The following is a 25,043-nucleotide window of genomic DNA, read 5'->3' as shown; positions in this document are numbered from 1 at the left end:
CCACTCCGTCCGGCGGGCATGCTTCGATGAGGGACCATGACGAACGACAGCGAGGTCCGGTCGCGGCCCCTGACGAGCTACGTCAGCCGTACGGACGACGAGGACGAGGTGCGGCGGCTGCTCGGCGTGGGCCGTCTGGTCACCTTGACCGGCGCCGGTGGCGTGGGCAAGACACGGCTGGCCGGTCAGGTGGCCAGTTCGCTCACCCGTGCTTTCCCCGGCGGTGTGGCGGTCGCCGGGCTGGGCGAGCTGCGGGACGAACGCCTCGTCGCGCGCACGGTCGCCGACGGTCTGGGCCTGCACGACACGGCGGGACGCACCGACCTGGAGGCCGTCGTTTCGTATCTGCGGCCGCGGCGGTCGTTGCTGCTGCTGGACAACTGCGAACATGTCCTCGAAGGCAGCGCGAACCTGGTGACGGCGTTGCTGCGGGACTGCCGGGACCTCGTAGTCCTGGCCACCAGCCGCTGCTCGCTGGGGCTGGCCGGTGAGCACGTGCTGGCGATCCCGCCCCTGGCCGTGCCCGACGAGGAGGTCGGGACACCGGGGGAAGCGCTGACGTTCGGCGCGGTGCGGCTGTTCGCGGAGCGTGCCGCCAGCGTGCTGCCCGCGTTCGAGGTCGGCGAAGGCAACGTCTCGGACGTCGTCCGCCTCTGCCGCCGGCTCGACGGCCTGCCGTTGGCGATCGAACTCGCCGCGGCCAGGATCCGTGTCCTGTCGCCGTCGCAGATCGCGGACCGCGTCGAGAAGAACTCGGAGGTGCTGGCCACCGGTCTCCGGATGCCGGTCGAGCGGCACCGGACGCTGCGCGCCACCATCGAGTGGAGTCATTCGCTGTGCACCGGGACCGAGCGGATCGTCTGGGCCCGCTGTTCGGCGTTCGCCGGGCAGTTCGACCTGTCCGCCGCCGAGGACGTCTGCGCCGGACACGGCGGGCTGGACCCGCGCGCCGTGCTCGACGCGGTGGACGGACTGGTCGACAAGTCGGTGCTCGCGCGTATCGACGGCGCGGACAGGGTCCATTACCGGATGCTCCGGTTGCTCCGCGAATACGGCGCGCACCGGCTCGCCGATTCCGGTGACGAAATCACCGTGGCGAGGAAGCATCGTGACCACTACGCCAGGCTGATCGACCAGGCCGCCGCCACGTGGTTCGGGCCGGGACAGGACGAGGCGTACGAGCGCCTGACGGCGGCGCACGCCGACATCCGCGAGGCGTTGTCGTGGTCGCTCCGCACTCCCGGTGAGGCCGCGGTGGCGTTGGAAATGGCCACCGGCATAGTCGAATACTGGGTGGCTCGCGGCGCGGCCTGGGAACTGCGGGACTGGATCGATCGCGCGCTCGATGCGGTGCCGCCGGAGACCCGGGGGCGGGCGCGCGGCCTGGCGATCGCCGCCCTGTGTGCCGCGCTGCACGCGGATCTGCCGCGAGCGCGGCAGCGGTTGGCCGCGGCCGAAGCGATCGAGGACGACGAAGCCGCTCCCTACGTCGCCCACGCGAGTGCTTTCGTGAGGATGCTGTCCACCGAGCCGGACAGCATGGTCCGGGCGGCGGAAGCCGTGCGGCTCTTCGGCGCGCGAGGCGACGTGCGGCGCCAGATGCATCCGATGTTCATCCAAGGCGTCGCGCTGGCCCACCGAGGAGACCTGCCGGGAGCGCGGGAGCTGCTGGGCTCGATGCGCGGGATATGCGAGGAGGCGGGGGAGTACCGGTATCGCTCCATGGCCCTGTTCGGGCTCGGGGTCGCCGAGGTCTGTTACGGGGGAGATCTCGACGACGGTGAACGCAGTATCCGCGACGCGCTGGAGATCGACCTCCGCGTCTCCGACGTGCTCTCCGCGGCCTACCGGGTCGACGGTCTGGCCTGGGTGTCGGCACGGCGTGCGGAGTGGGTCCGCGCGGCGGAGCTGTTCGGGATCGCCGCCACGCTCTGGGAACGCTGCAGTGCCGAACCCGACGTGGCCGTCACCGCCGCCCATCGGATGTTCCACGACGCCACTCGGAAAGCGTTGGGGGACAAGAGGTTCGACTTGGCCTTCGCGGAGGGGCGGCGGCGGAATCCGCACGACGCCCTGGCCGGCCCCGGGACGCCGTCCGACGGCGAACCGGCCGACCTCCCGCCGCTGACGCCGCGCGAGTCGGAGATCGCGCGGCTCGTCGCGGCGGGGCTGAGCAACCGGGACATCGCGGCGAGACTGGTCATCGCCCGGCGCACCGTGGAGACGCATCTGCAGCACATCTCGCACAAGCTCGACTTCGCCAACCGGACCCAGCTGGCCGTCTGGGTCGAGCAAAGGGACCGCGGACCGCTGTGACCCGGAGGTCACAGCGGCCGCCGGTGTCAGCCGAGCGGGCAGGTTCCCTGGTACACGGCGATCTTCGGATCGTTCGCCGGAAGCGGGCACAGGAACTGGTCGTACCTCGTGTCTTCGTCCACGAAGCGTTTCATCCACGAAATGCTGTACTTCGCGATCGTCACATTCGGCTTGGTCGGCGCCATGTGGCCGGCACCGGCCAGCAGCATGTACGCCTTGTCCAACGACTCGGGAAGGCTTTGATAGAACGGCCGGGAATGCGAGCCGTCCGGGGCGATGAAGTCGTTCTGGGCACTGACCACGAACGTGGGGACCTTGAGGTCGGAGAACGTCGTGTTCGGATTCCAGCCCGTCAGCGGGATCGCGGCCTTCAGAGTCGGCGCCTTCTGGGCGGCGATCAAGGACCCGCCGCCGCCCATCGAATGCCCCATGACCGCGAGCCTGCCCGGGTCGACGCGGTTCTTGGCCTGGCTCTTGTCCGTCACGTAGCGCAAAGCCGCGAGCAGCTGCTCGGACCGGAGGTCCGGGGTGTCCCAGGTGCTCTTGGTCGAGAACGTGATGACGACGAATCCCTGTGAGGCCAGGCGCGGGCCGTACCAGGCGATCGCGCTCTCCGTCTCGAAGAAGCCGGGCGCGATCGCGATCGCGCCGAAGGTGCCCTGGCCGGTGTCGGTCGGGTAATGGATCGTCCCGCCGCCGAAACCTTGTCCGGCGGGGACCTTCTCGGTGGCGGTCTGGAACGATCCCCGATCCGCCTCGATGCTCGCGTTCGTCGGAGCCGGGCCGCGGGCGTAGGGATTCTCTTCGGCGTCCGCCGGTACCGCCACCACGAGCAGTGCGGTCACCGCACCCAGAACCGCGGCGGCCCATCGTGATCCACGCTTCATCGCGTATGTCCTCTCGGAAGAACCGTTCCGAGGCCGGAACGGTTTCCCAGATATAGCGGGGAACCGTCCGGGCGCGCGTCGTGGAAACTACTGAGTAGGGAAAAACTGTCACGCCGATAAGGTTTCCGGCCTCGTGAGTGGTAAGGACGGTTAGAACCGTCCTTACCACTCACGAGGTGACGTGGGCGGTCAGGTACCGGCGCGGTTCCCGGTCGGGATGGTGATGAGCGTCGTCGTCGGTGAGGTTCCCTTGTTGAGGAACAACATCGCCAGCGCGCGCACCATCTGGTCGAACATGTAGAACCCGGCGGGCATGATGGGGATCAGCCCCTCGCGGAACGCGATGTAGGCAGGCCACGCGGTGCGGATGAGGGCCGCGGACGCGTAATCGCGGCGCAGCCCGAGCCAGTCGCCGATCGCGTCGCTCAGCACGTAGCGCACGAATTCGTTCAGGAAGCCCCGGGTGACGCCAAGATCGACCTGCGCGGTCAGCCCGAGCAGGTCTTCCGCGAGCTCTTTCCCTTCGAACGAAGGGGAAAGGATCGGGGTGAGCACCTGCGCCGACTGCGCTTCCGCGGCCGCCCACGTCTTCGGGATGAACTCCTCCCGCACGCCGAGCAGGTGGATGGCGACCTGCCACATGTGGAGGAAGGCGTCCTCGTCGGCGGCCGACATCGGGACCTTCCATTCGCGCAGCTTCCGGTGCACGTAGGTGCCGAGACTGTGGAACGTGACCAGGATGTCTCCGTTGCTGATCGGGATCCGCTCGTCCGCGACGGCCTTCCAGTGCGGCGACTGCGGCAGCAGATGCCGCACCGCGGCGTGCACCAGCCGCGTCTTGTTGGCGGTGACCACGAACTGGCCGTCGGGCTCGAAGGCGTTCAGGTCGCTCAGGTCGTAGCCGAAGGTGAACGTCTTGGCCGCGCGGTCCTGCATGTCGGCCCCGCCCGCGGACCAGTAGACCGATTTGGCCTCACGCGGGATGACCGTGCTCATGATGCCGCTGCCGAGCCCGTACAGCATGAACAGATAGGTGTCCTTGCGCCGGTTGAAATCGGCCGCGCGGTGCAGCTTCGCGGGGTCGGCCCAGGACGGCAACCGGTTGACGCGCTGGAGATAGCCCGCCAGATCGGCGGGCAGCCCGCCGGGGAGCGGGTCGTTGTTGTCCACCCAGGACCGCATCGCGGTGTTGACCGCGGGCACCTGGCCCGCTTCGAGAATCCCCGCCATGATGCGGTCGATTTCGTCGTCCCAGACCCACCATGGGTCGGCGGCCGTGCCGGTCTGCGTCGCACCCCAGGCGGGGGCGACGCTCGCCGCGCCCACCAAGCCCAGTGCGACGCCGAGGGAAAGGACATTCCTCCTGCTGAGATCGCTCATTTACTTCCCTAACTCCCTTGGTAGGTTCCGATGAGTGATTCACAATCCTTTTTCGTCCAGGTCGCGAAGCGAACCCTTGACCACTTTCCCGCCCGCGTTGCGCGGGAGTTCGGGCAGCACCACGAGATCCTTGGGCATCTTGAACGACGCGAGCCTGCCGTCGAGGAATTCGACCAGCTCGGCCAATGACGGTTCGGCGTCCGGTGCCGCGGTGACGAAGGCGACCGGCACCTGGCCCCAGCGCTCGTCGGCCCGGCCGATCACGGCGACCTCCCGGACCGGCGGATACGCGGAGATCGCGTTCTCCAGTTCCGCGCAGTAGATGTTCTCGCCGCCGCTGATGATCATGTCCTTCTTGCGGTCGACCACCCAGATGAAACCGTCTTCGTCCTGCGAGACCAGATCGCCGGAATGAAACCAGCCGCCGGAAAAGGCTTCCGCGGTCTCCTGCGGTTTCTGCCAATAGCCCTTGGTCACCGTGGGCCCGCGGTAGACGATCTCGCCCACTTCGCCCGGGGCGACGTCGTTCATGTCGTCGTCCACGACGCGGTACTGCAGGGTCGGGATCGGTTTGCCGACGGAGCCGAGTTTGCGCGTCGAGTCCTCACCGCTGAGCACGCAGGTGATCGGGGAGGTCTCGGTCTGGCCGAACACGGCCACGTTGAGGGCGCCGGGGAACTTCTCGGCCATGGCGAGCAACGTCGCCTTCGTCGCGGGAGCCGCGCCCCAGCTGATGATCCGCAGTTTCAGCTTCCGTTCGGCGATATCCGGCTGGGCGCAGATCAGATCCCATTGCTGGGGAACGTTGAACACCACGGTGGCGCCTTCGCGTTCGTAGGCGTCGAGCACCGCGCGCGGATCGAAGGCGCCCAGCGGGTGGATCACGACCACCCCGCCGACCAGGAAGTTCGCCACGATCGAACCCAGGCCCGCGATGTGGAAGAACGGCGCGGTCAGGAAGGCGACGTCGGTGTCGTCGAAGATCTTCATCGCCCGGATACAGGTGATCGCCTGCATCTGCAGGTTGCGATGGGACAGCATCACCCCTTTCGGCCTGCCGGTGGTGCCCGAGGTGTACATGATCAGCGCGGTCGCTTCCTCGCTGATGTCAGGCAGGTCCATCGGCTCGTGCGCGGTCAGGAATTCCTCGTACGACTCACCGATGACGAGCACCGTCGGAATCGACGCGGCGTTCGGCGCGGCGTCGAGCAGCGGGAGCAGCCGCGCGTCGACGACGACGGCGGACGGCGTGCAGTCGGCCAGGATGTAGTCGAGTTCCGCCGGGGCGAGCCGGAAACTGAGCGGGACGGCCATCGCGCCCAGGCTGTTCGCCGCGAACACGGTCTCCACGAACCACGGGTGGTTCAAGGTCAGCGTGGCCACGCGATCGCCTTCGGCGACACCTCGCGCGGCCAGCGCGGCGGCCAAGCGCAACGACCGTTGTGAGAGCTCCGCCCAGGTCGTCGTCTCGCCGAGGTACCGCAGGGCGGGCTTGTCCGGTCGCATCATCGCGTGCGTGGCAGCGTGCGCCATCCAGTGGTGCCGGAAGGACGAGGCGGGAGCCGAAACGGTCGACATTGGCCATCCTCAGCTGTCGGGACGGGACTTCTCGCGTGGCCAGTATGCATGCCAAGCCGCCGGTTGAGAAGCGATAAGTTAATCGAAAATCACATCGCGGCGCCGACCTGCGCGGCAGTTTCCCCTGGGGGTGATCCGGTTCGTGGTTGACTTCCCGCATGGTCCTGTCCCCGCGCACGGCCGCCCGGCCCCGCAACCGCAAGCAGCAGATCGTCGACGCGGCCGGGCGGATCTTCAGCGAGCACGGCTATCACGCGGCGTCGATGGAGGAGATCGCCGCCGACGTCGGCATCACCGCGGCGGCCCTGTACCGGCATTTCCCGAACAAGTACGCGTTGTTCGCCGCGTGCGCGAACGTCATGGCGGACCGGCTCGCCGCCACGCTCGACGAGGTGGCGCCCGGCGCGCCGCTGGCGGACGTGCTCGCCGCCGTCACCCAGGGCACGGTCGTCCATCGCGCGTCGAGTGGCCTGTACCGCTGGGAATCCCGGTATCTCGAACGTGAGGACCGGCACTCGCTCGCGGTGAAGTTCGGGCAGGTCGTGGACCGGGTGGCCGAGGCGGTGCGGCGCGAATACCCGCTCCCCGACGAGGGCCTGCGGGCGGTGGCCGCCCTCGGCGTGATCGGCTCGATCACGATGCACCGCACCTCGATCGCCCAGCGCCGGGTCGAAGAGGTGCTGGTCGAGGCCGCCCTGCGCGTGGTCGCGACCGATCCGGCGACGGGCGTCGCGGGCACGCACGCCGTCGAGTTGCCGTCCAGCCCGGAGCCGCGCACCCGGCGGTCGGAGATCATCGCGGCGGCCATCCCGCTGTTCGAACGGGACGGGTTCGCCAACGTCACGAACGGCCGGATCGCCGAAGCCGTCGGGCTGGTGCCGTCCGCGCTCTACCGGTATTTCCCCGGCAAGGCCGACATCCTCGCCGCCGCCTGTCTGCAGGCCGCGGGAATCCTGGCCGAGGCGGTGGAGCGGAACCTGCACGGCGTCGACGACCCGGCCGACGCGCTGCTCGCGCTGGCGCGGACCTATGTGGCCTACAGCTTCGAGCACACCGCGCTCACCAGCGTCGCCAACGCCGAACTCGCGGGCCTGCCCTCGGCCCTGCGTCGTCCGTTGGTCGGCGCGCAGCGCGAACACATCGCCGTCTGGGAGCGGCATTTGCGGTCGGCGCGGCCGGAGCTCGACCAGCGTCAGGCGAGGGTGCTCGTGCACGCCGGCTTCGGGGTGGTGGTCGAAGCGGGACGGAGACTGCGCTGGGAGGACGTCCCCGTCAACCGTGACGCCGTCAGCGCCTTGCTCGTCGGCGCCTTGGGGGTTTGACGCCGTTGATACGGTGATACGCGATCTGCTACTGCGTATCATCTGGGCGGTTCGACGGGAGAAGAAAATGCGACTCACCTCCGAGCAGAACGAATTCGCCGCGTCCGTGGCGGAGCTGTGCCGCCGCGAAGGTGGCGCCCGGGAAGCCCACGACGACGAGCTCTATCGCAAGATGGCCGGGCTGGGCTGGATCGGCGCCGGGCTGCCCGCCGAGTTCGGCGGGGCGGACGGCGGCATGGTCGACATCTGTGTCTTCCTGGAACAGACCGCGCGCGGGATGGCGCCGATCGGCGGCTTCACCACGTCGATCATCGTCGCCGAGGCGTACCGCAGGTTCGGCTCGCCCGAACAGAAGAAGCTCGTCATCGGTGGGGTCGCGGAAGGCGAGGTCGCGTCGATCGCGATGTCCGAACCCGAAGCGGGGTCGGACGTCGGCGCGCTGACCTGCCGGGCCGAACGCCGTGACGGCGGCTGGGTGATCAACGGCCAGAAGACGTGGTGCTCCAACGCGCATATCGCGACCACGATCCTGCTCGTGGCCAGGACGTCGTCCGAGGGCGGCAAACACGACGGCCTCACGATGTTCCACGTGCCCGCCGACAGTGCCGGGCTGACGATCAAGGGCATCGAGACGTTGGGTGGGAGCGACGTCAACGACCTGTACTTCACCGATTGCGTGCTGCCCGCGGACGCCGTGGTCGGCAAGGTGGGGGAGGGCTGGCGGCAGCTGATGGCGGGGCTGAACCTGGAGCGGCTGATCCTCGCCGCCGGAATGCTGGGAACCGCTCAGCGCGCCTTCGACGACACGCTCGCCTACGTCCGCGAGCGCCGTCAGTTCGGCAAGCCGATCGGGACCTTCCAGGCCATCCGGCATCGGCTCGCCGATCTGGCGACGGAGATCGAGTGCTGCCGCCTGCTGGTCTATCGCGTCGCGGAGCTCGTCGACGAAGACCCCGAGCGGCTGCTGCCCAGGGAAGCGTCGATGGCGAAGCTCAAGGTGACCGAGACGGCGAAAAAGGTCGCGCTGGAAGGCATGCAGATGATGGGCGGCTACGGCCACGCGATGGAATTCGACATGCAGCGGCATGTGCGGGCCACGCTGGTGTCCACTGTGTACGGTGGAACCAGCGAGATCCAGCGCGACATCATCGGCAAGACCTACGGCCTCTGAACACTGTCAGGACGGCCGGTTGGCGTCGGGGATCTCGATGCTGATCGGCCGTAGTTCGGACAGGAACAGCAAAGCGGCCTTGCGAAGGAACTCGTCGAACAGCCAATAGACCTGCGGCGCCGTCGGGAAGGGCAGCAGTCCCTCCCGCACGGCGACGAAAGGACCCCACGCCGTGCGGAGAAGCGGGTCCCAGATCGGCTCGCGCGGGATCTTCAGCCAGTCCGCGATCCGGTCGCCGAGCAGGAACCGGGTGAACGCGCCGAGGATGGGCTTGCTGAGGACGCCGGCGTCGACGGACGAACCCAGGCCGAGCAGGATGTCGGCCAGCTTGATGCCTTCCGGTGTGGCCGCCAGGATCGGGGTCAGCACCTGGGCGGCCTGCGCGTCCGCCTCGGCCCACGACGCCGGAAGATATTCGTCCGCGATGCCGAGCATATGCCCGCCGAGTTGCCACGAATGCAGGAACGCCTCCGACTCGTGCGCCGGGATGGGGACCTTCCAGGCGGTCAGCTTCTGCATCACGGTCGTGGGAAGACTGTGCCAGGTGACCATCATGTCGGCCTGGCTGATCGGGATCTGTTCGTCGGCGACCGCGTCCCAATACGGCGACTGGGGCAGGAGATGACGCACGGCCGCGTGCACGAGCCGGGTCTTCACGCACGTCACGATCATTTCGCCGTCGGGGCGTAGGCGTTGCGGGTGCCGATGTCGTAGCCGAGTTTGGCGGTCTTCGAGATGCGGTCCTTCATGTCCGCGCCGCCCTTCGAGTAGTAGACCGCGCGTGCCTCCTTGGGGATGACCGTGCTCATCATGCCGCTGGCGAAACCGTAGAGGACGCCGAGATACAGGCCGCGCTTCTCGTTGAACTCGTACGCGGTGGCCAGTTTGCGCTGATCGGCCCAGGACGGCAGCCGCCGGGCCCGCTCCATGAAGTCGCGCAGATCCGATGGCAGTTCGTCCGGGAGCGGCTGGCCGTTCTTCTTCCAGGTGCGCAAAAGCGCGTTCACCTTCGGCACGTCGCCCCGGAGGATCAGCGAGGCGACCAGGGTGTCGGCCTCCGGATCCCAGACCCAGCGCGGATCGGCTCCCGTTCCGGTGCCCGCCACCGAACCCGTGGCGGACCACGTCCATGGCATCGCCTGTGCGGGAGTCGCGATGCTCAACGCGCCGAGCGCGCCGAGTGCCCCTCCGGCCTTCAAAACGCCACGCCTGCCGTGTTCGTCCATGTCGCCGTTCCTCCGCGTCGAGTCGGCCGAGCTCTGATACGATGAAACACGCTGCGAACCTGCGTATCACCATGAGAGCACGGCGGCCCTGGACTCCACAAGGCCTGACCGCAAGGCACAATCGGGTGCGGAGGTGGCCATGGAACCGTCGGAGTCCTTGCTGGAGCTGGCGTACTCGGACGCCGTCGAGCGGGTCGACGAGACGGACGAGACGCGGACGCGGATCCTCGACGCGGCGTACACCCAGTTCGCCAAGACCGGCATCCAACGGTCCACAATGGAGGATGTCGCCCGGCGCGCCGGGGTTTCCCGGATCACCGTCTACCGGCGGTTCCCCGGTAAGGACGTCCTGGTCGAGCAGGTGGTCCGGCGGGAGTTCCGGCGGTACTTCGACCGGTTCCTCGCCGACATCGAGCAGGCGGGCACCGTCGCCGAACGCGTGGTGCTGGGTTTCGTGAGCTCGCTGCGGGCGATCCGCGGCAATCCGCTGATCGGCGGGTTGCTCGACGTCGAGCCGGATCTCCTCATGGCGTCCATGATCGGCGACGGCGGCCGCACCCTCGCCACCGTCCGTGCCTTCGTCGCGGGCCAGCTCAAGCAGGAGCAGGCGGCGGGCAACGTCTCCCGGAAACTGGATGTCGATCTCGCGGCCGAGCTGATGGTGCGGGTCTCGACCTCGTTCCTGGTGATCCCCAGCCAGGTGGTCGACGTCGACGACGACGAGCAGCTCGCCGCAGTGGCGAAGCGGTTCCTCGTTCCCTTGGTGGAGCTACGAGACTGACGTCAGGGCTCGCGGTGGCCGAGGCCGGCGGAGACCTGCCGTGCCGCGCGGCCGACGACCCGGTTCAGGCCGCGCATCCGGGCGGCGGGCATGTACGGCCTCGTCGCCGAAACGCTGATGGCCCCGGCGATGGCGCCGGTGGCGTCCCGGATCGGCGCCGCGACACAGCGGATACCCGGTTCGTTGTCCTCCAGGTCCATCGCCACACCTGACTCCGCGTACTCGCGCATGCGCGCCAGGAACGCGTCGAGGTCCTCCGGGCGCACCCTGCCGGGTTCCGCGGGCGTCTCGGCCAGATAGAGCTCCCGCCATTCCGGCGCGGAGTCCAGCAGCAGCGCCATGCCGACGCCGGTGCGGGTCAGCGGCATCCGGTGCCCGATCCGGGAGCGCATCTCCGCGCCCCGCGAGCCGGGCAGCTTGTCCAGGTACAGCACCGAATCCCCGTCGCGGACGGCCAGGTGCACCGTGTCGCGCAACTGCTCCGCCAGCTCCTCCAGCACGGGCCGGGCGACCACCGGGAGCGGGCTGCCGTGCAGGGCCTGGAAACCCAGCTCGATCAAGGTGGGCCCGAGGGCGTAGCCGTCCCGTCCGCTGCGCAGATAACCCTCGCTGACGAGCAGCTGGACCAGCCGGTGCGCGGTGCTGCGGCCCAGGCCCGTGTCCTCGACCAGGCCGCGGAGGTCGGTCGCGCCGCCGGCGACCGCGCGGATCAGCGCGAGGCCGCGGGCGAGGGTCTGGGTGCCGGGCGGTGCCGTGTCGGACATGGTGGAATCCTACATATAGGGACGACGATCGCATTATCGGGAACGCGCCCGCACGATGTCGCTCGTGACCGACACCGAACCCGCCTTGCTCGCGCTCGACTGGGGAACCTCCGGTCAGCGTGCCTGGCTGCTCGGCGGGGACGGCGAGATCCTGGCCGCCCGCAACGCCGGGCGTGGACTGCTGACCACCACCGAGGACGTGGACCCCCACGACCCGCGAGCCAGGGCGGCCGCCTACGAGTCCGCCTTCCGGAAGACCTGTGGAGACTGGCTCACCGCGTTCCCCGGGGTTCCCGCCCTCGCCGCCGGCATGGTGGGCAGCGCGCAGGGCTGGGCCGACTCCGGCTACCGCACCGTCCCGGCCGGGCTCGGCTTCCCCTCGCTCGTCCCCGTGTCCCATCGCGACGGCGTGCTCCATCTCGTGCCGGGGCTGCGGATCCCGTCCGGTGAGTATCCCGGCGACGTGATCCGCGGCGAGGAGACACAACTGGTCGGTGTGCTCGAAGCGCTCGGCGACCCCGGCGGACCGCTCACCGTGGTGCTTCCCGGTACGCACAGCAAATGGGTCCGCGTCGAGGACGGGCTCGTCACCGGCTTCACCACCGCGATGACCGGCGAACTCTACGGATTGCTGATCACACACGGCATCCTCGCCCGCACGGCCGCCGACCCGGTCGCCGACGACACGGCCTTCTCGCGGGGCCTCGCCGCGGGACGACGTTCGCGCGGGCTCGCCACCGAGGCGTTCGGCGCTCGCCCGCTCGTGCTCGACGGCGTGCTGGACCCGGCGTCGCTGCCCGAGTATTTGTCCGGCGTCCTGATCGCCGACGAGGTCTCGCATCTGTTGCGGGACACCGACACCCGCGTGGTGCTGTGCGGTGCGGATGAACTCTGCCGTCGTTATGCCGCCGCCCTCGCCGAACGGGGAGTGGAGGCCATCGTGCTGTCCGAAGAGGTCACCGCCCGAGGGCTGTGGCGGATCGCGACGGCCGCCGGACTGCTCGAAGACCGTCTGATGAGGAGACTGAAACCGTGACCGGACTGATCGCGATCCTGCGCGGGGTGACCCCGGCCGAGGTCGTCGGCGTCGGCCGGGCGCTCGTCGAGGCGGGATTCCCCGCCATCGAGGTGCCACTGAACTCGCCGGAACCGTTCGAAAGCGTCCGTTTGCTCGCCGACGCGTTCGGGGACCGGTGCGAGATCGGCGCGGGCACCGTGCTCACCACCGAAGACGTCGGCCGGGCGCGGGAGGCCGGGGCGCGGCTGATCGTGGCACCCAACACCGATCCCGCGGTGATCTCCGCCGCCGTGGCCGAAGGGATGACGCCGTACCCCGGCGTCGCGACGCCGACCGAGGCCTTCGCCGCGCTGGCCGCGGGCGCCCGGTATCTCAAGCTGTTCCCCGCCGGCTCGGTCGGGATCGGGGGCATGAAGGCGTGGCGCGCCGTGCTGCCGCGCGAGGTCGGACTGCTGCCGGTCGGCGGGGTCGACGAAACGAACCTGGCGGCCTGGGCCGCCGCCGGGGCGGCCGGGGCGGGGCTGGGTTCCTGCCTCTACCGGCCGGGTGACACCGCGGACGTGGTCGGCGTCCGTGCCCGCGCACTTTCCGAGATCTGGCACCAGGAATAGGAAAAGAACCATGAAGATCGTGTCAATGACGACATATCAGGTGCCGCCGCGCTGGTCGTTCCTGAAGATCGAAACGGACGAGGGCGTCACCGGCTGGGGCGAACCGGTCCTGGAGGGCCGGGCCGCTTCGGTGGCCGCGACCGTCGAGGAGCTTTCCGACTATCTGATCGGCAAAGATCCCTCGCAGATCGAGGATCTGTGGACCGTCCTGTATCGCGGCGGGTTCTACCGTGGCGGCGGTCTCCACATGAGCGCGCTGGCCGGGATCGACCAGGCCCTGTGGGATATCAAGGGCAAGGCGCTCGGCGTCCCGGTGCACGAACTGCTCGGCGGCCGGGTGCGCGAGTCGATCAAGGTGTACTCGTGGATCGGCGGCGACCGTCCCGCCGAGACCGCCCGTGCCGCGCGCGAGGTGGTGGACCGCGGGTTCAGCGCGGTGAAGATGAACGGGACCGAGGAACTGTCCTATCTGGACACCTGGGACAAGGTCGACCGCTGTGTGGCCAATGTGGACGCCGTGCGGCAGGCCGTCGGCCCGAACATCGGCATCGGGGTGGACTTCCACGGCCGCGTGCACAAGCCGATGGCCAAGGTCCTGCTGCGCGAACTGGAGCCGTACCGGCTGATGTTCGTCGAGGAGCCGGTGCTTTCCGAACACGTCGACGGGTTCGCCGACGTCCTCCGCAACTCGCCGATCCCGATCGCGCTCGGCGAGCGGCTGTTCTCGCGATGGGATTTCAAGACCGTGCTGGCGTCGGGCGCCGTCGACATCATCCAGCCGGACCCGTCGCACTGCGGCGGCATCACCGAAGCGCGCAAGATCGCGCACATGGCCGAGGCGTACGACGTCGGCTTGGCGCTTCATTGTCCGCTCGGCCCGATCGCGCTGGCGGCCTGCCTGCAGATCGACGCGGGCTGCTACAACGCGACGATCCAGGAGCAGAGCCTCGGCATCCACTACAACACGAGCAACGATCTGCTGGATTATCTGGCGGATCCGTCGGTGTTCGCCTACGACGAAGGCCAGGTCGTCATCCCTCGCGGGCCGGGGCTGGGCATCGAGATCAACGAGGAGTACGTCGCCGAACGGGCGGCCGAGGGCCATCGCTGGCGGAATCCGGTGTGGCGGCACGCCGACGGCTCGTTCGCGGAATGGTGAGCGCGATGACCACGACCGTCCAGGGTGCCGTGCGCCCGACCCGGTTCCGGGTGCTGATCGCGGTGATGCTGTTCGTCACCGTCGTCATCAACTATCTCGACCGCTCGAACCTTTCGATCGCGATGCCCGCGATCGCCGGCGAACTCGACCTGTCCAAGGCGGAACAAGGCATCCTCCTGTCGGCCTTCGGCTGGACCTATGCCGCGTTGCAGCTGCCCGGCGGCTGGCTGGTCGACAAGATCCCGCCGAGGCTGCTCTATCCGGCCTGCCTGATCCTGTGGTCGCTGGCGACGTTCTTCATGGGGATCATCGGCGGGTTCGTGGCGCTGATCGCGTTGCGGCTGATGGTCGGCGTCTTCGAGGCGCCCGCCTATCCGATCAACAGCAAGATCGCGACCGTCTGGTTCCCGGAACGCGAACGCGCCACGGCGATCGGCTTCTACACCTCGGGCCAGTTCATCGGCCTCGCGCTGCTGACGCCCGTGCTGTCCTGGCTGCAGACCGTGCTTTCGTGGCACTGGGTGTTCATCGCCACCGGCCTGGTCGGCATCCTCTGGGCCGTGCTCTGGTACGCGAAGTACCGGGAACCGCGCGACTCGCGGGCCAACGAGGCGGAGGTGGAGCTGATCCGCTCCGGCGGCGGCCTGGTGGATCTTCCGCGTGAGCGGCCGGAGCGGGCGCGGATCTCGCGGACGGATCTGGCGACCGTGCTGGGCAGCCGGAAGCTGTGGGGGATCTACTTCGGACAGTTCTGCCTGACCTCGACGCTCTGGTTCTTCCTCACCTGGTTCCCGACGTATCTCGTCGAGTACCGGGAAATGGACTACATCAAGTCCGGTTTCCTGGCGTCGCTGCCGTTCATCGCGGCACTGGTCGGCGTGCTGGTCTCCGGTGTCCTGTCGGACTTCCTGGTGTGGCGCGGCGCTTCGCTCGGGGTGGCGCGGAAGGGCCCGATCATCGCCGGGCTGCTGCTGAGCACCGTGATGGTCACGGCGGGCTTCACCGACTCGACCGCGATGGTCATCGTGATCCTGTCCATCGCCTTCTTCGGCAACGGGCTCGCGTCGATCACCTGGTCGTTGGTCTCCGCGCTGGCGCCGCGACGGTTGCTCGGGCTGACCGGCGGGATGTTCAACTTCATCGGGAACCTGTCGTCGATCGCCACGCCGATCGTCATCGGCCTGATCGTCACCGACGACAGTTTCGCGCCCGGCTTCGCCTACATGACGGTGATCACGGTCGCCGGGATCCTGTCCTACGTCTTACTGGTCGGCAAGGTCGAGCGCGTGGCCGAGCGGACCCAGACCTCACATTTCGCGCGGCCGCGTCGTCGGTAGGGCAGGAACATCCACTACCGCGAGGAGAACGCGATGAACGCCCGGCTCGACTACTTCGGCAACCCGGTCGGCGGAAAGTTCATGAGGACCATCGTCTCGGCAGGAAGGGGGCTGACCGACTCGCCGCTGTCGCTCACGATCCAGGAGCTGGTGCGGATGCGCGCGAGCCAGATCAACGGCTGCGCGGTGTGCCTGGACATCCACACCAAGGAAGCCGCCGCCGCGGGCGAAACGGACGTGCGGATCAACCTGGTCGCCGTCTGGCGGGAGGCGACGGTTTTCAGCGAGGCCGAACGTGCCGCGCTGGAGGTGACCGAGCAGGCCTGCCGCATGGCCGACGGCGGCGGAGTCACCGACGAGGCGTGGGCGAACGCCGCCAAGCATTTCGACGAGGACCAGCTCGCCGCGCTGGTGGCGGTGATCGCGCTGATCAACGCCTTCAACCGGGTGAACGCCATCGTCCAGAACCCCGGCGGCGACTACCGGGTGGGGCAGTTCGCATGACCACCACCGAGACCGCACGCAACCGGGCCGCGTTCAGCCGCTTCCACGAGGCGACCAACACCGGCGACTACGGCCTCATCGAGAAGACGATCGACGAGGTCGTCGCGCCGGACGTGGTGTTCCACGCGCCGGTGCCGATGGAGACGACAGGCGCGCAGGCACTGAAACAAGTGTGGACGGTGCTGCTGCGCGCGTTCCCCGATCTGCGGGTCACGGCCGAGGACGTGCTCGCCGACGGGGACAGGATCGTCTGCCGGAACACGGTCACCGGCACCCACCAAGGTGAGTACCGAGGACTGCCCGCCACCGGGAAGACCGTTTCGTACAGCGAGATCTTCATCCTCCGCTTCGCCGGAGGGCGAGTCGCCGAGATCTGGGGTGTCGTGGACGTGCTCACCCAGCTACGGCAACTCGGCGCCCTCGCGGCGTAGCGATCAGGCTCCGCCCCAGGGACGGAGCTTCTCCGGATTCCGCATCCCCCAGATGTGCCGGATGCGGTCTCCGGCGACGTGGAACGCGAAGACGGCGACGGTCTGCTCGGCCTGTCGGAGCACGAGGCCGGGCCGGCCGTTGACGTCCCGCTCCACCAGTTCGAGACCGGACGTCAAGCGCGCCAACGTGATGAGATAGGAGGCGACCTCCTCGCTTCCTTCGAAGGGGTGCAGTGCCGCCCTGACGACCCCGCCGCCATCGCTGGCCGCCTTGACGTCCGGATCGAGGATGCCGATGAGCGCGGTGATGTCCTTGGCCTCCCAGGCTTTCTTGAACTCCTTGACGAGCTCGGCCTGTGTGGCGATCGGGGCAGGCGAAACGCGAGTGGCACGGATGCGGCGTCGCGCGGAGGACGCCAGCTGCCGGCAGGCGGCCGGGGTGCGGCCGACGATCTCCGCGACCTCGGCGAAGGCGTAGCGGAACACGTCGTGCAGGACGAACGCGACCCGCTCGGCCGGGGTCAGCGACTCGAGCACGACGAGGAACGCCATGTTGATCGACTCGTCGAGGGTGATCCGGTCGGCAGGGTCGACGGCGGGCGGCCGCCCGGTCGTCCACTCGACGTGGCCCGGCAGAGGCTCGGGAAGCCACTCGCCGACATAGCGTTCCCTGCGCGCGCGTGCCGACCCGAGGAGGTCCAGGCAGATCCGGCTGGCGACCGTCGTCAGCCAGGCTCCGGGGGACTCGATCGCTTCCCGCTGCGCGGGGGACAAGGCGTACCAACGGGTGTAGGTCTCCTGCACCACGTCCTCGGCCTCGGAAAGGGAACCGATCAGGCGATACGCGAGCCCGATCAGCTGACGCCGCTCACTCACGATCGCCTTGAGTCCCGGGTCGAGCGTTGGTTCGTTCATGGGTTTCGCCCCCTGGTCGCGTGTGGTGTCCCGGGTACGACGAGACACCGGCGCCGGATGTGAGGTCACCTCCGGCGCCGGCGGCCTACGCCGTCACCGCGCGGGGAAGTCCTTGCGCTTGATCTTGGCCCGGCGGCCGTCCGGATGGTGGAAGACGACGCCCTCGGCCACGTGCCCAGGCGAGAACCGGCTGTCCAGCGTGTCGAGGAAGTCCCGGAGCTCGTGGTAGCTGCGGGGCACCTCGGGCAACGTCGGTGCCTGGAGATCGAACGGGACGCACCGGTGCTCCTCCAGGCCGAGGGGATTGCCCTGGATACGAGGGCCGAGCGCTTCACTCGGATGCTCCCCGTCCGGCCACCCGGACACGTCGGTGTTCCCGGCCGCCGCAAGGATCCACTTGTCGTCGGCGGATCCGCTGTCGGTGTCCACGTACCAGCCGTCCACGATGCCCTGCTGCTTCTGCGCTTTGCTCGGGTTGCGGCGCTTCTCGACCCGGACCAGCTGTCCCGTGCGCACGGTCAGCCGGACGTTGGTGCCGTCGAGCTTCTCGGTCCCCACCCCGGCGCCGTCGAATACCCAGGCGCACTCGGCGCGAGGCCGGTCGACGACGTGAAAACGTTCGTCGCGTTCGAAAAGCGTGGGGATCTTCTCCATGACTGTCTTCCCTTTCACGACGTGCCCGATGAGTTCCTCAGGAGTGATGGCGCCGACGGTCAGACCGCCGGCGAGTGCCCGTATCAGCTCCGCCACGGAAACGTCGGCTTCGACCGCCACGTGCTTCAGCGCCTTCTTCTCCTCGGGGGAGATCCAGGCGACCAGCCGTGACCACCCCTCGGGAGGCGTCCATCGGGCCAGTGTCGCGGGATCCTTGCGCGGCCTGCCCCGTCCTCGTGCCTGCTCCACAACCGAACCGTAGCCAGCCGCGAAGTCTTGTGTCAATTGGCATAACAGAAAATAATCGCGAGGTCGGCGGCCGATCGGTGACCTGAGTGGGGAGGATTTGGGACGGTGAACGTCCCAAATCCTCCGTTGATCAAGGACCGAGAACGTCGCGGATGTCCGGCGAAGTCAGCGCGCCCCGGCTTCGCCGAGGATCCGGGCGACGGCTGTCTGACCCTTGGTCCGGGCGTGGGCGAGGGGAGTGACGCCCTCCTTGTCGGCGAGGTTCACGTCGGCGCCCGCGGCGACGAGCGCCCGGACCACTTCCTGATGGCGCGGCCCGCCGTCGCCGAGGATCACCGCCTCCAGCAGCGCGGTCCAGCCGAGATCGTTCACATGGTCGACGTTGATCCCGCTGCCTGCCACGAGCCGCACGTACTCGGCGTGCCCGCGTTCGGAGGCGGGGATCAGCGAGACGCCGCCGTACCGGTTGGTGATGGTCAGATCCGGCTTGGCCGCCAGAAGCAGCTTCGCCATCGGGACGCTGCCGGTGACTCCGGTGACCAGCCACGGCGTGTCGTGCCGCCCGTCGAGCGCGTTCGGGTCGGCGCCCGCCTTGACGAGGATCTCGGCGACCTCGAGCCGGTTCTCGGTGACGGCGACGAGCAACGGGGTCCGGCCGCGATCGTCACGGGTCTCCAGGTCGGCGCCGGCGTCGACGGCCTGCCGGACTCGGTTCGCGTCGGCTTCGAAGAGCTGGCTCACGGGGACTCCTTGTCGGGGCGGCTGGGACGACGCGAGCGGTGGGGTGGTGGTACTCGGTGCCGCCGGGGGTGGTGCGCTCGGTGCCTGCGGGGAGCAGGCACCGAGCACGAGGGCGGCGAGCAGAGCCACGATCGCCCGCTCACCGATCATCAGCGAAGTTCCCCGATGGCGCGCAGGCCGGCCGCGGCGAACTTCTCGTCGAGGTCACCGCTGGGCGCGCCGCCGACGCCGATCCCGGCGATCGGGCCACCGTTCGCGGCGACCGGCACACCGCCGCCGAGGAAGAGGGTGCCGGGGATGTCGCGGATGGTCGGACCGTCGCCCTGGGCGTTCTTGGCCAGGGCGGACGTCGGCTGTCCGAAGGAGACCGCGGTGAAGGCCTTGCGCTTGGCGGACTCTTCCGTCTGCGGGCCGGCGCCATCGCCCTTGAGCAGGACGCGGACGTCGCCCGACCGGTCGATCACGGCCACGGTGACCCGCTGACCCTCCTTCTCCGCGGCGTCCAGCGCGGCCTGCGCGGCACGGGTGGCGGCGTCGACGCCGAGCACACTGGTCTGCACCACGGCCTGAGCGGCGGGCGGCTGCGGCTTGCGGTCCTGTTGTGCCTGCGCCGCGCCCACGCCGGTGGCCAGCGCGACGGTCGCGAGACCGGCCGTCATACCCAGGACGAGACGAGTGCGGGGGAGCTTGGCGTTCATCGGATTTCCTTTGCGGTGTGGGGTGTTTCGTTCTCCCTCGACTTTCCCGTCTGGCGGGCCGCGGCGAATCAGGCGAGTGGCCATCGATCGGACGCCGAGCGGTCGGTGCGGGCATCAACCGAACGATTGATGCGGAGCACCCCGCCTCCGCGCATACGATCATCGGCGAGGAAGGGAGGACCGGAATGAAACCGCATCTCGAAGCGGCCACGCGGCTGAACGCCGCGATGCACGCCGGGTTCTTCCTGCTGCTCGCCGCGTCCGTGGCCCGGTTCGTCGCGGGGCACGGCTTGAGCGGTGCCACCCCGCTGATCCTCGTGCTCACCGGCGCGCTCGCGCTGGTGTACGTGGCGGGCGTGCTGAGCTGGGAAGTGCTCGACCGGTGGCGTCCGGCGTGGCTGACGGCGGTGATCGCGGTCTGGCTGGCGCTGGTGGTGGCCGCGCCGAGTTTTGCCTGGTGCGCCGTGCCGTTGTTCTTCGTCTGCCTGCAGATGTTGCGCCCGCGGATGATGATCGCGGTGGTCGTCCTCCTGACCGTCGCGACCATCCTCGCCCAGCTGAGGATCGCGGACGGCTTCGATCCGAGCATCGTGCTCGCGCCCATCGCGGTCGCGCTGATGGCCACGATGACGTTCCTGCAACTCGACCGGGACCGGCTGGAACTGAGCCAGACCGTCGGGGAACTCCTGCGCACCAGGATCGACCTCGCACAGAGCCAGCGAGCGGCCGGGGTGGTGGAGGAACGGGAGCGCTTGGCGCGAGAGATCCATGACGTCCTCGCGCAGGGGCTGTCGAGTATGCGGATGCTGCTGCAGGCGGCGCAGCGATCGTGGGACACGGATCCGGAACTGGCCAAAGCCCACGTGTCCCGCGCCGTCGACGCGGCAGGGGACAACCTCGACGAAGCGCGCCGGTTCGTCAAAGGCCTCGGGTCGCCGCGGCTCGAGGCCACCGACCTCGGCGAGACCTTGAGAGCGCTCGCCGAGCAGGTCACGTTCGCCACAACGCACCCGGTGCGTTTCGAGACCAGTGGCGATCCGTATCCCCTGGCACCCGAGGTGGAGGCAGGTCTGCTCCGGGTCGCGCAGAGTGCGCTGGCGAACGTCAGCGAGCACGCCAGGGCGACGAAGGCCGCCGTCACGCTGACCTACCTGGCCGACAAGGTGGTCCTCGACATCCGCGACGACGGTGTCGGCTTCGACCCGGGTTCGCCCCGCGCGAGCGGACTGCGGGGAAACGGGCTGCGGATGCTCGGCGAGCGGGTCACCGAACTCGGTGGTGAGATGGTCGTCGAGAGCGCGCCGGGAGAGGGCACCGCGGTCGCCGTCGCCGTGCCCACCAGGGAGGTTCGATGACGGTCCAGGTGCTGATCGTCGACGACCACCCGGTGGTGCGGGCCGGCATCGCCGCGTTGCTGGCCGGCGAGCCCGGCTTCGAGGTGATCGGCGAGTGCGCGAGCGCCGACGAGGCCGTGCGGTTCGCGACCGCCCGCAGGCCGGACGTCGTGCTGATGGACCTGCAGCTCGGCGACGGCCCGGACGGCGTGAGCGCTACCGAACGCCTGACCGCCCTGCCCGATCCGCCGAAGGTACTGGTGCTCACCACCTACGACGCCGACCTGGACATCACCAGGGCGGTGGCCGCTGGCGCCACCGGTTACCTGCTCAAGGCGGGACCGCCCGAGGATCTTTTCAAGGGAATCCACGCGGCCGCGCGTGGAGAGACCGCGTTGGCGCCGCAGGTCGCGGCCCGGCTCTTCGGGCAGATGCGGGCACCGGCGCCCGCGCTGAGCCCTCGTGAGACCGAGATCGTGCAGTTGGTGGCGGAAGGGCTGATCAACCGGCAGATCGCCGCTCGCCTGTTCATCTCCGAAGCCACGGTGAAAACACACCTCGTCCACATCTACGACAAACTCGGCGTCGACAGCCGTGCCGGTGCGGTGGCCGTCGCCACGGAACGGAGGATCATCCGCAACTGAAGGCGCTCCACGGCGCTGGTCGTGAGCGTGCCAGAGGGACACTCACGACCGCGACGAGGATCAGCGGCGTGGTTCGATCGTCATGTCGCCGCGGGTGAACGCGAGGGTCGAGCTCTTGGCGAGGGTGTCGTGCGGGAAGCCGAGTTCGATCGCGGAGGCCTCGTCGAGGCGGGCCAGGTGCGAGGCGGTGAGCTCGACCTCCAACGCGCCGAGGTTGTCCTCCAGCTGCTCGGTGGTGCGGGCGCCGATGATCGGTGACGTCACACCCGGGTTCCGCAGGGCCCAGGCCAGACCGATCTGGGCGGGGGTGCGGCCGAGCTCGGCGGCGACCTCCTTCACGACGTCCACGATGGCGAAGTTGCGCTCGGTGAGCGTGCCCAGGGCGAGGTTGAAGTCCTTGCGGGTGCCGTCCTCGGACGGCGTCGCGGACATGTCGTCCCGGCTGTACTTCCCGGTGAGCACCCCGCCGGCCAGCGGCGACCACGGGACCACGCCCAGCCCCATCTCGCGGGCCATGGGGATCAGGTCACGTTCCCCGGTGCGCTCGATCAGGTTGTACTCGATCTGCAGCGCGATCAGCGGCGACCAGCCGCGCAGGTCGGCGATCGCCTGCATACGCGACACCTCCCAGGCCGGGGTGTTGGAGATCCCCACGTACAGGACCTTGCCCTGCCGGACCAGATCGTCCATCCCGCGCAGGATCTCCTCGACCGGCGTCGTGAAATCCCACAGGTGCAGGTAAAGCAGATCGATGTAGTCCGTGTTCAGTTGCCGCAGGCTGGCTTCGACCGACGCGAACAGGCTCTTGCGCTGGCCGCCCCCGGAGTTCGGGTCGCCGGGGCGGCGCAGGTTCGTGTATTTCGTCGCCAGCACGAGGCTTTCGCGGCGGTCGCGGGCGAATTCGCCCAGCAGCCGCTCGGAGCTGCCGTTCGTGTAGGTGTTGGCGGTGTCGATGAAGTTGCCGCCGCGTTCGACGTAGCGGTCGAACAGCTTGCGTGCCTCGTCCTGCTCGGCGCCCCAGCCCCATTCCGTGCCGAAGGTCGCCGCGCCCAGGGCCAGCGGGGAAACCCGCAGCCCGGACCGGCCCAGCAGCCGATAGGTGTCGAGGGTGAGCGACATCGGGTCCTCCAGTGTTCGTGTTCCGTGGTCGAAGCCGAGTCTGCGACCGTCGCGAGCGGGGGATAAGGGAGAACACTTCCTGGGAACACGGGTCCCACCCTGGCTGTTGGACCGGGCATGACGACCTCCACCGTGGACACGACACAGGAGCTGGCCGCGTTCCTGCGGACCCGGCGTGAACGCCTGGACCCGGACGAATTCGGCCTGCCGTCGCGCCGCCGGTCCCGGCGGACCCCGGGGCTGCGCCGCGAAGAGGTCGCCGAACTGGCGGCGGTCAGCGTCGACTACATCGTGCGGCTGGAACAGGCCCGTGGGCTGCGGCCGTCGGCCGATGTCGTGGAGGCGCTGGCCAAGGCGCTGCGCTTGGCTCCCGACGAACGCGCGTACCTCTTCGATCTGGCCCGGCAGCGTCCCCGCAACGCCGACAAGCTCGCCACCACCGCGGCACCGGCGCTGGCCCGCTTGGTCGCGGATCTTTCACCGCTGCCCGCCATGCTGATGAACCACCGCTACGACATCCTGGCCTGGAACGACGAAATGGCGAGACTGCTGGTGGATTTCGGCACGCTGCCGCCTGCTCAGCGAAACTCGATGTGGTTGTGCCTCAAACATCCCGAGATCCGCGAGTTCTACGCGGATCGTGAACGTGTCGTGCGGGAGGGCATCGCGCATCTGCGCGCCGCCTGGGCCGCGCATCCGGACGATCTGGCCCTGACCGAGCTGATCACCGAATTCACCGCCGACGAGGAATTCGCGCGATTGTGGGCAGAACGCGACGTCAAGGTCAATGGCCGCGGGCGTAAGGTGATGCGGCATCCCGAGGCCGGTGTGGTCGACCTTGACTACGAGGTGCTCACTCCGCTCGAGGATCAGGACCAGCGCCTGGTGATCTACCGCGCAGGGACCGAAGAAAGCCGTTTGGCGCTGGAACGGTTGTTCACCGCCAGGCGACAGTAGGCGGTTCGAGGACGTCGTGAGTGACGATCCGCTCCGGAAAACGGGTCGCCACTCACGACGGTCGTCAGGCGGTGACGAGAGACAGACCGTAGTTCTGCAGGATCTCGTTCACCGGCTGGAACCAGGTCTCGCCGCCGGAACCGCAGTTGCCCCAGCCGCCGGAGGTGACGCCCTGCGCCTGGTCACCGGTGATGAAGGAGCCGCCGGAGTCACCGGGTTCGGCGCAGACGTTGGTGCGGGTCATCTGGTGGACGGCGCCCTGCGAGTAGTTGACCGTCTCGTTGTGCCCCAGCACGGTGCCGCAGTGCCAGTGCGTCGTCGAACCGGACCGGCACACCGAGGTGCCCACCGGCGCGACCCACGAGCCGCGGACGAGCGCGTCGCTCACGGTGCCCCAGCCGAGGACGACCGGCGCGGTCCACCAGCCGTTGCCGATCCGGATGAACGCGTAATCGTTGCCGGGGAAGGAAGAACCGGCGAAGCTGCCCATCGCCGAGCCGTCCCAGCCGACGACCGGGCTGCCGGTGCCGCCGCAGTGGCCGGCGCTGACGAATCCACCGTGGACGCTGAACCCGATCGAGCAGCGGGTGTTCCCGTTGATGTAGTACGGGTCGCCGCCGACGGTACCGGCCGCGAACGGTTCGGCCTTGGGCGCGGTCACCACCGTGACCGGACCGGATTTCCTCGCCCTGGCCAGGAAGTCGTCGACGTCGGAACCGTGCGCGCCCGGCCGCAGCGCGACCACGACACTGCCGCTGCGCGGGTCGGCGCGCCAGCCGCTGACGGCGGCGGGGCGGGCCGGGTCTTGGCCGACCTGTCGATTTCGGCCTTGGCCGCGTCGAGCCGGGTCGCGCTGATCGCGACCGCGGTGGGTTCGGCACCGGCCTCCCGGACGGCGGACGCCGCCGCGGGATCGGTCACCCCGACGACGAGCGCGCCGCGCGCCGGGTCGAACCAGGCGCCGCCGAACGCCGCGCCGGCGGCCCGCTGCGCGGCGGGCAGCACCCGCGAGGCGGTCATTTCCTGGGTGAGCCGGGTCGAGGCCTGCGCGGCGGTGAGCCCCAGGTCCCGCTGCATCGCGGCGAGCAATCCGGGGAAGCCTGCGCGATCGGGGCGAGGGCGGCGGAAGTGAGACTCGCGGTCAGGACGGCGGCGCCGCCGAGTGCCAGGGCGATTCTTCGACGCATGGTTACTCCTCCAAGGCCGGGGGAAAGAAACACACTGCCCGCCGAGTGTGGGGCCGTGGC

The 25,043-nt window shown here is 69.1% G+C and carries 22 protein-coding genes and 2 pseudogenes; 13 read left to right on the top strand and 11 right to left on the bottom strand.

Annotated features, from left to right (window positions below; genetic code table 11):
• Positions 1 to 36: 36 nt before the first annotated feature.
• A complete protein-coding gene (locus MJQ72_RS44900; protein WP_315860749.1) occupies positions 37 to 2,316 on the top strand; it encodes a LuxR C-terminal-related transcriptional regulator in 2,280 nt (759 codons plus the stop codon).
• 26 nt (positions 2,317 to 2,342) lie between these two features.
• Here the strand turns inward: MJQ72_RS44900 and MJQ72_RS25200 are convergent, their stop codons facing one another.
• The 3 genes from MJQ72_RS25200 to MJQ72_RS25190 all read right to left on the bottom strand — a co-directional run bounded on the left by MJQ72_RS25200 (position 2,343) and on the right by MJQ72_RS25190 (position 6,161).
• Positions 2,343 to 3,203, bottom strand: coding sequence for a dienelactone hydrolase family protein (locus tag MJQ72_RS25200; protein ID WP_240593485.1), 861 nt, complete (start codon positions 3,201 to 3,203; stop codon positions 2,343 to 2,345).
• A 189-nt stretch (positions 3,204 to 3,392) separates the two neighbouring features.
• On the bottom strand, positions 3,393 to 4,583 hold the full coding sequence (locus tag MJQ72_RS25195) for an oxygenase MpaB family protein (RefSeq protein ID WP_240593484.1): 1,191 nt from the start codon (positions 4,581 to 4,583) through the stop codon (positions 3,393 to 3,395).
• A 39-nt stretch (positions 4,584 to 4,622) separates the two neighbouring features.
• Positions 4,623 to 6,161, bottom strand: a complete 1,539-nt coding sequence (locus tag MJQ72_RS25190; protein WP_240593483.1) for an AMP-binding protein — start codon at positions 6,159 to 6,161, stop codon at positions 4,623 to 4,625.
• 158 nt (positions 6,162 to 6,319) lie between these two features.
• Between MJQ72_RS25190 and MJQ72_RS25185 the strand changes: the two genes are divergently transcribed.
• On the top strand, positions 6,320 to 7,483 hold the full coding sequence (locus tag MJQ72_RS25185) for a TetR/AcrR family transcriptional regulator (RefSeq protein WP_240593482.1): 1,164 nt from the start codon (positions 6,320 to 6,322) through the stop codon (positions 7,481 to 7,483).
• 67 nt (positions 7,484 to 7,550) lie between these two features.
• Complete coding sequence (locus MJQ72_RS25180) at positions 7,551 to 8,654, top strand: acyl-CoA dehydrogenase family protein (protein ID WP_240593481.1); 1,104 nt, start codon at positions 7,551 to 7,553, stop codon at positions 8,652 to 8,654.
• A gap of 6 nt (positions 8,655 to 8,660) precedes the next feature.
• Here MJQ72_RS25180 and MJQ72_RS45165 read toward each other — a convergent pair.
• Positions 8,661 to 9,880 (bottom strand): annotated as a pseudogene (locus MJQ72_RS45165) (oxygenase MpaB family protein).
• Positions 9,881 to 10,019: 139 nt separating this feature from the next.
• On the opposite strand from MJQ72_RS45165, the gene MJQ72_RS25170 reads away from it, so the two are divergent.
• Positions 10,020 to 10,661, top strand: coding sequence for a TetR/AcrR family transcriptional regulator (locus MJQ72_RS25170; RefSeq protein WP_240593480.1), 642 nt, complete (start codon positions 10,020 to 10,022; stop codon positions 10,659 to 10,661).
• 2 nt (positions 10,662 to 10,663) lie between these two features.
• Here MJQ72_RS25170 and MJQ72_RS25165 read toward each other — a convergent pair whose 3' ends face one another.
• Entirely contained in the window at positions 10,664 to 11,425 is a 762-nt protein-coding gene (locus MJQ72_RS25165) for an IclR family transcriptional regulator (protein WP_240593479.1), read from the bottom strand.
• 55 nt (positions 11,426 to 11,480) lie between these two features.
• On the opposite strand from MJQ72_RS25165, the gene MJQ72_RS25160 reads away from it, so the two are divergent.
• Genes MJQ72_RS25160 through MJQ72_RS25135 form a run of 6 tightly spaced genes read left to right on the top strand, consistent with a single transcriptional unit; the run spans position 11,481 to position 16,485 of the window.
• Positions 11,481 to 12,461, top strand: coding sequence for a 2-dehydro-3-deoxygalactonokinase (locus MJQ72_RS25160; RefSeq protein WP_240593478.1), 981 nt, complete (start codon positions 11,481 to 11,483; stop codon positions 12,459 to 12,461).
• Positions 12,458 to 13,054 (top strand): 2-dehydro-3-deoxy-6-phosphogalactonate aldolase, encoded by a 597-nt coding sequence (locus MJQ72_RS25155; RefSeq protein WP_240593477.1) that lies wholly within the window; start codon positions 12,458 to 12,460, stop codon positions 13,052 to 13,054. The genes MJQ72_RS25160 and MJQ72_RS25155 overlap by 4 nt, the downstream gene beginning before the upstream one ends.
• 10 nt (positions 13,055 to 13,064) lie before the next feature.
• The gene (dgoD, locus tag MJQ72_RS25150) at positions 13,065 to 14,213 is read left to right on the top strand and encodes a galactonate dehydratase (RefSeq protein WP_240593476.1); all 1,149 of its coding nucleotides are present in this window, start codon (positions 13,065 to 13,067) and stop codon (positions 14,211 to 14,213) included.
• Between the two features lie 5 nt (positions 14,214 to 14,218).
• Positions 14,219 to 15,550 (top strand): MFS transporter, encoded by a 1,332-nt coding sequence (locus MJQ72_RS25145; protein ID WP_240593475.1) that lies wholly within the window; start codon positions 14,219 to 14,221, stop codon positions 15,548 to 15,550.
• 33 nt (positions 15,551 to 15,583) lie between these two features.
• A complete protein-coding gene (locus MJQ72_RS25140) occupies positions 15,584 to 16,054 on the top strand; it encodes a carboxymuconolactone decarboxylase family protein (protein WP_240593474.1) in 471 nt (156 codons plus the stop codon).
• Positions 16,051 to 16,485 (top strand): ester cyclase, encoded by a 435-nt coding sequence (locus MJQ72_RS25135; RefSeq protein ID WP_240593473.1) that lies wholly within the window; start codon positions 16,051 to 16,053, stop codon positions 16,483 to 16,485. Before MJQ72_RS25140 ends, MJQ72_RS25135 begins: the two co-directional genes overlap by 4 nt.
• A gap of 3 nt (positions 16,486 to 16,488) precedes the next feature.
• Here the strand turns inward: MJQ72_RS25135 and sigJ are convergent, their stop codons facing one another.
• The 4 genes from sigJ to MJQ72_RS25115 form a co-directional block, all read right to left on the bottom strand.
• Positions 16,489 to 17,400: an RNA polymerase sigma factor SigJ gene (gene sigJ / locus MJQ72_RS25130; RefSeq protein WP_240593472.1), complete on the bottom strand. Its 912-nt coding sequence runs from the start codon at positions 17,398 to 17,400 to the stop codon at positions 16,489 to 16,491.
• A gap of 93 nt (positions 17,401 to 17,493) precedes the next feature.
• A complete protein-coding gene (locus tag MJQ72_RS25125; protein WP_240593471.1) occupies positions 17,494 to 18,303 on the bottom strand; it encodes an RNA ligase family protein in 810 nt (269 codons plus the stop codon).
• A gap of 165 nt (positions 18,304 to 18,468) precedes the next feature.
• Positions 18,469 to 19,044 (bottom strand): ankyrin repeat domain-containing protein, encoded by a 576-nt coding sequence (locus MJQ72_RS25120; protein WP_240593470.1) that lies wholly within the window; start codon positions 19,042 to 19,044, stop codon positions 18,469 to 18,471.
• Between the two features lie 149 nt (positions 19,045 to 19,193).
• Complete coding sequence (locus tag MJQ72_RS25115; protein WP_240593469.1) at positions 19,194 to 19,742, bottom strand: heme-binding protein; 549 nt, start codon at positions 19,740 to 19,742, stop codon at positions 19,194 to 19,196.
• Positions 19,743 to 19,927: 185 nt separating this feature from the next.
• Between MJQ72_RS25115 and MJQ72_RS25110 the strand changes: the two genes are divergently transcribed.
• Together MJQ72_RS25110 and MJQ72_RS25105 are read left to right on the top strand one after the other, a co-directional pair.
• Positions 19,928 to 21,097: a sensor histidine kinase gene (locus MJQ72_RS25110; RefSeq protein WP_240593468.1), complete on the top strand. Its 1,170-nt coding sequence runs from the start codon at positions 19,928 to 19,930 to the stop codon at positions 21,095 to 21,097.
• Complete coding sequence (locus MJQ72_RS25105; protein WP_240593467.1) at positions 21,094 to 21,720, top strand: response regulator transcription factor; 627 nt, start codon at positions 21,094 to 21,096, stop codon at positions 21,718 to 21,720. Before MJQ72_RS25110 ends, MJQ72_RS25105 begins: the two co-directional genes overlap by 4 nt.
• A 60-nt stretch (positions 21,721 to 21,780) precedes the next feature.
• On the opposite strand, the gene MJQ72_RS25100 is transcribed toward MJQ72_RS25105, so the two are convergent.
• Positions 21,781 to 22,839: an aldo/keto reductase gene (locus MJQ72_RS25100; RefSeq protein ID WP_240593466.1), complete on the bottom strand. Its 1,059-nt coding sequence runs from the start codon at positions 22,837 to 22,839 to the stop codon at positions 21,781 to 21,783.
• A 117-nt stretch (positions 22,840 to 22,956) separates the two neighbouring features.
• Here MJQ72_RS25100 and MJQ72_RS25095 point away from each other — a divergent pair, with 117 nt between their 5' ends.
• Positions 22,957 to 23,796 carry a helix-turn-helix transcriptional regulator gene (locus MJQ72_RS25095; RefSeq protein ID WP_240593465.1) on the top strand — a complete coding sequence of 280 codons (840 nt, stop codon included), beginning with the start codon at positions 22,957 to 22,959 and terminating at the stop codon, positions 23,794 to 23,796.
• A gap of 64 nt (positions 23,797 to 23,860) precedes the next feature.
• Here the strand turns inward: MJQ72_RS25095 and MJQ72_RS25090 are convergent.
• A pseudogene (locus tag MJQ72_RS25090) lies at positions 23,861 to 24,983 on the bottom strand (S1 family peptidase).
• Positions 24,984 to 25,043: the final 60 nt, after the last annotated feature.

The organism is Amycolatopsis sp. EV170708-02-1 (assembly GCF_022479115.1).
Lineage (GTDB): Bacteria > Actinomycetota > Actinomycetes > Mycobacteriales > Pseudonocardiaceae > Amycolatopsis.
This window is presented reverse-complemented; position numbering and strand designations above follow the sequence as displayed.

Excerpts from the sequence above, each read along its gene's own strand:
- MJQ72_RS44900 (WP_315860749.1), top strand. The coding sequence starts at position 37 with ATGACGAACGACAGCGAGGTCCGGTCGCGGCCCCTGACGAGCTACGTC.
- dgoD (WP_240593476.1), top strand. The coding sequence starts at position 13,065 with ATGAAGATCGTGTCAATGACGACATATCAGGTGCCGCCGCGCTGGTCG.
- MJQ72_RS25180 (WP_240593481.1), top strand. The coding sequence starts at position 7,551 with ATGCGACTCACCTCCGAGCAGAACGAATTCGCCGCGTCCGTGGCGGAG.
- MJQ72_RS25190 (WP_240593483.1), bottom strand. The coding sequence starts at position 6,161 with ATGTCGACCGTTTCGGCTCCCGCCTCGTCCTTCCGGCACCACTGGATG.
- MJQ72_RS25195 (WP_240593484.1), bottom strand. The coding sequence starts at position 4,583 with ATGAGCGATCTCAGCAGGAGGAATGTCCTTTCCCTCGGCGTCGCACTG.
- MJQ72_RS25185 (WP_240593482.1), top strand. The coding sequence starts at position 6,320 with ATGGTCCTGTCCCCGCGCACGGCCGCCCGGCCCCGCAACCGCAAGCAG.
- MJQ72_RS25165 (WP_240593479.1), bottom strand. The coding sequence starts at position 11,425 with ATGTCCGACACGGCACCGCCCGGCACCCAGACCCTCGCCCGCGGCCTC.
- MJQ72_RS25135 (WP_240593473.1), top strand. The coding sequence starts at position 16,051 with ATGACCACCACCGAGACCGCACGCAACCGGGCCGCGTTCAGCCGCTTC.
- MJQ72_RS25170 (WP_240593480.1), top strand. The coding sequence starts at position 10,020 with ATGGAACCGTCGGAGTCCTTGCTGGAGCTGGCGTACTCGGACGCCGTC.
- MJQ72_RS25095 (WP_240593465.1), top strand. The coding sequence starts at position 22,957 with ATGACGACCTCCACCGTGGACACGACACAGGAGCTGGCCGCGTTCCTG.
- MJQ72_RS25115 (WP_240593469.1), bottom strand. The coding sequence starts at position 19,742 with ATGAACGCCAAGCTCCCCCGCACTCGTCTCGTCCTGGGTATGACGGCC.
- MJQ72_RS25140 (WP_240593474.1), top strand. The coding sequence starts at position 15,584 with ATGAACGCCCGGCTCGACTACTTCGGCAACCCGGTCGGCGGAAAGTTC.
- MJQ72_RS25105 (WP_240593467.1), top strand. The coding sequence starts at position 21,094 with ATGACGGTCCAGGTGCTGATCGTCGACGACCACCCGGTGGTGCGGGCC.
- MJQ72_RS25160 (WP_240593478.1), top strand. The coding sequence starts at position 11,481 with ATGTCGCTCGTGACCGACACCGAACCCGCCTTGCTCGCGCTCGACTGG.
- MJQ72_RS25200 (WP_240593485.1), bottom strand. The coding sequence starts at position 3,203 with ATGAAGCGTGGATCACGATGGGCCGCCGCGGTTCTGGGTGCGGTGACC.
- MJQ72_RS25145 (WP_240593475.1), top strand. The coding sequence starts at position 14,219 with ATGACCACGACCGTCCAGGGTGCCGTGCGCCCGACCCGGTTCCGGGTG.
- MJQ72_RS25110 (WP_240593468.1), top strand. The coding sequence starts at position 19,928 with ATGAAACCGCATCTCGAAGCGGCCACGCGGCTGAACGCCGCGATGCAC.
- MJQ72_RS25100 (WP_240593466.1), bottom strand. The coding sequence starts at position 22,839 with ATGTCGCTCACCCTCGACACCTATCGGCTGCTGGGCCGGTCCGGGCTG.
- sigJ (WP_240593472.1), bottom strand. The coding sequence starts at position 17,400 with ATGAACGAACCAACGCTCGACCCGGGACTCAAGGCGATCGTGAGTGAG.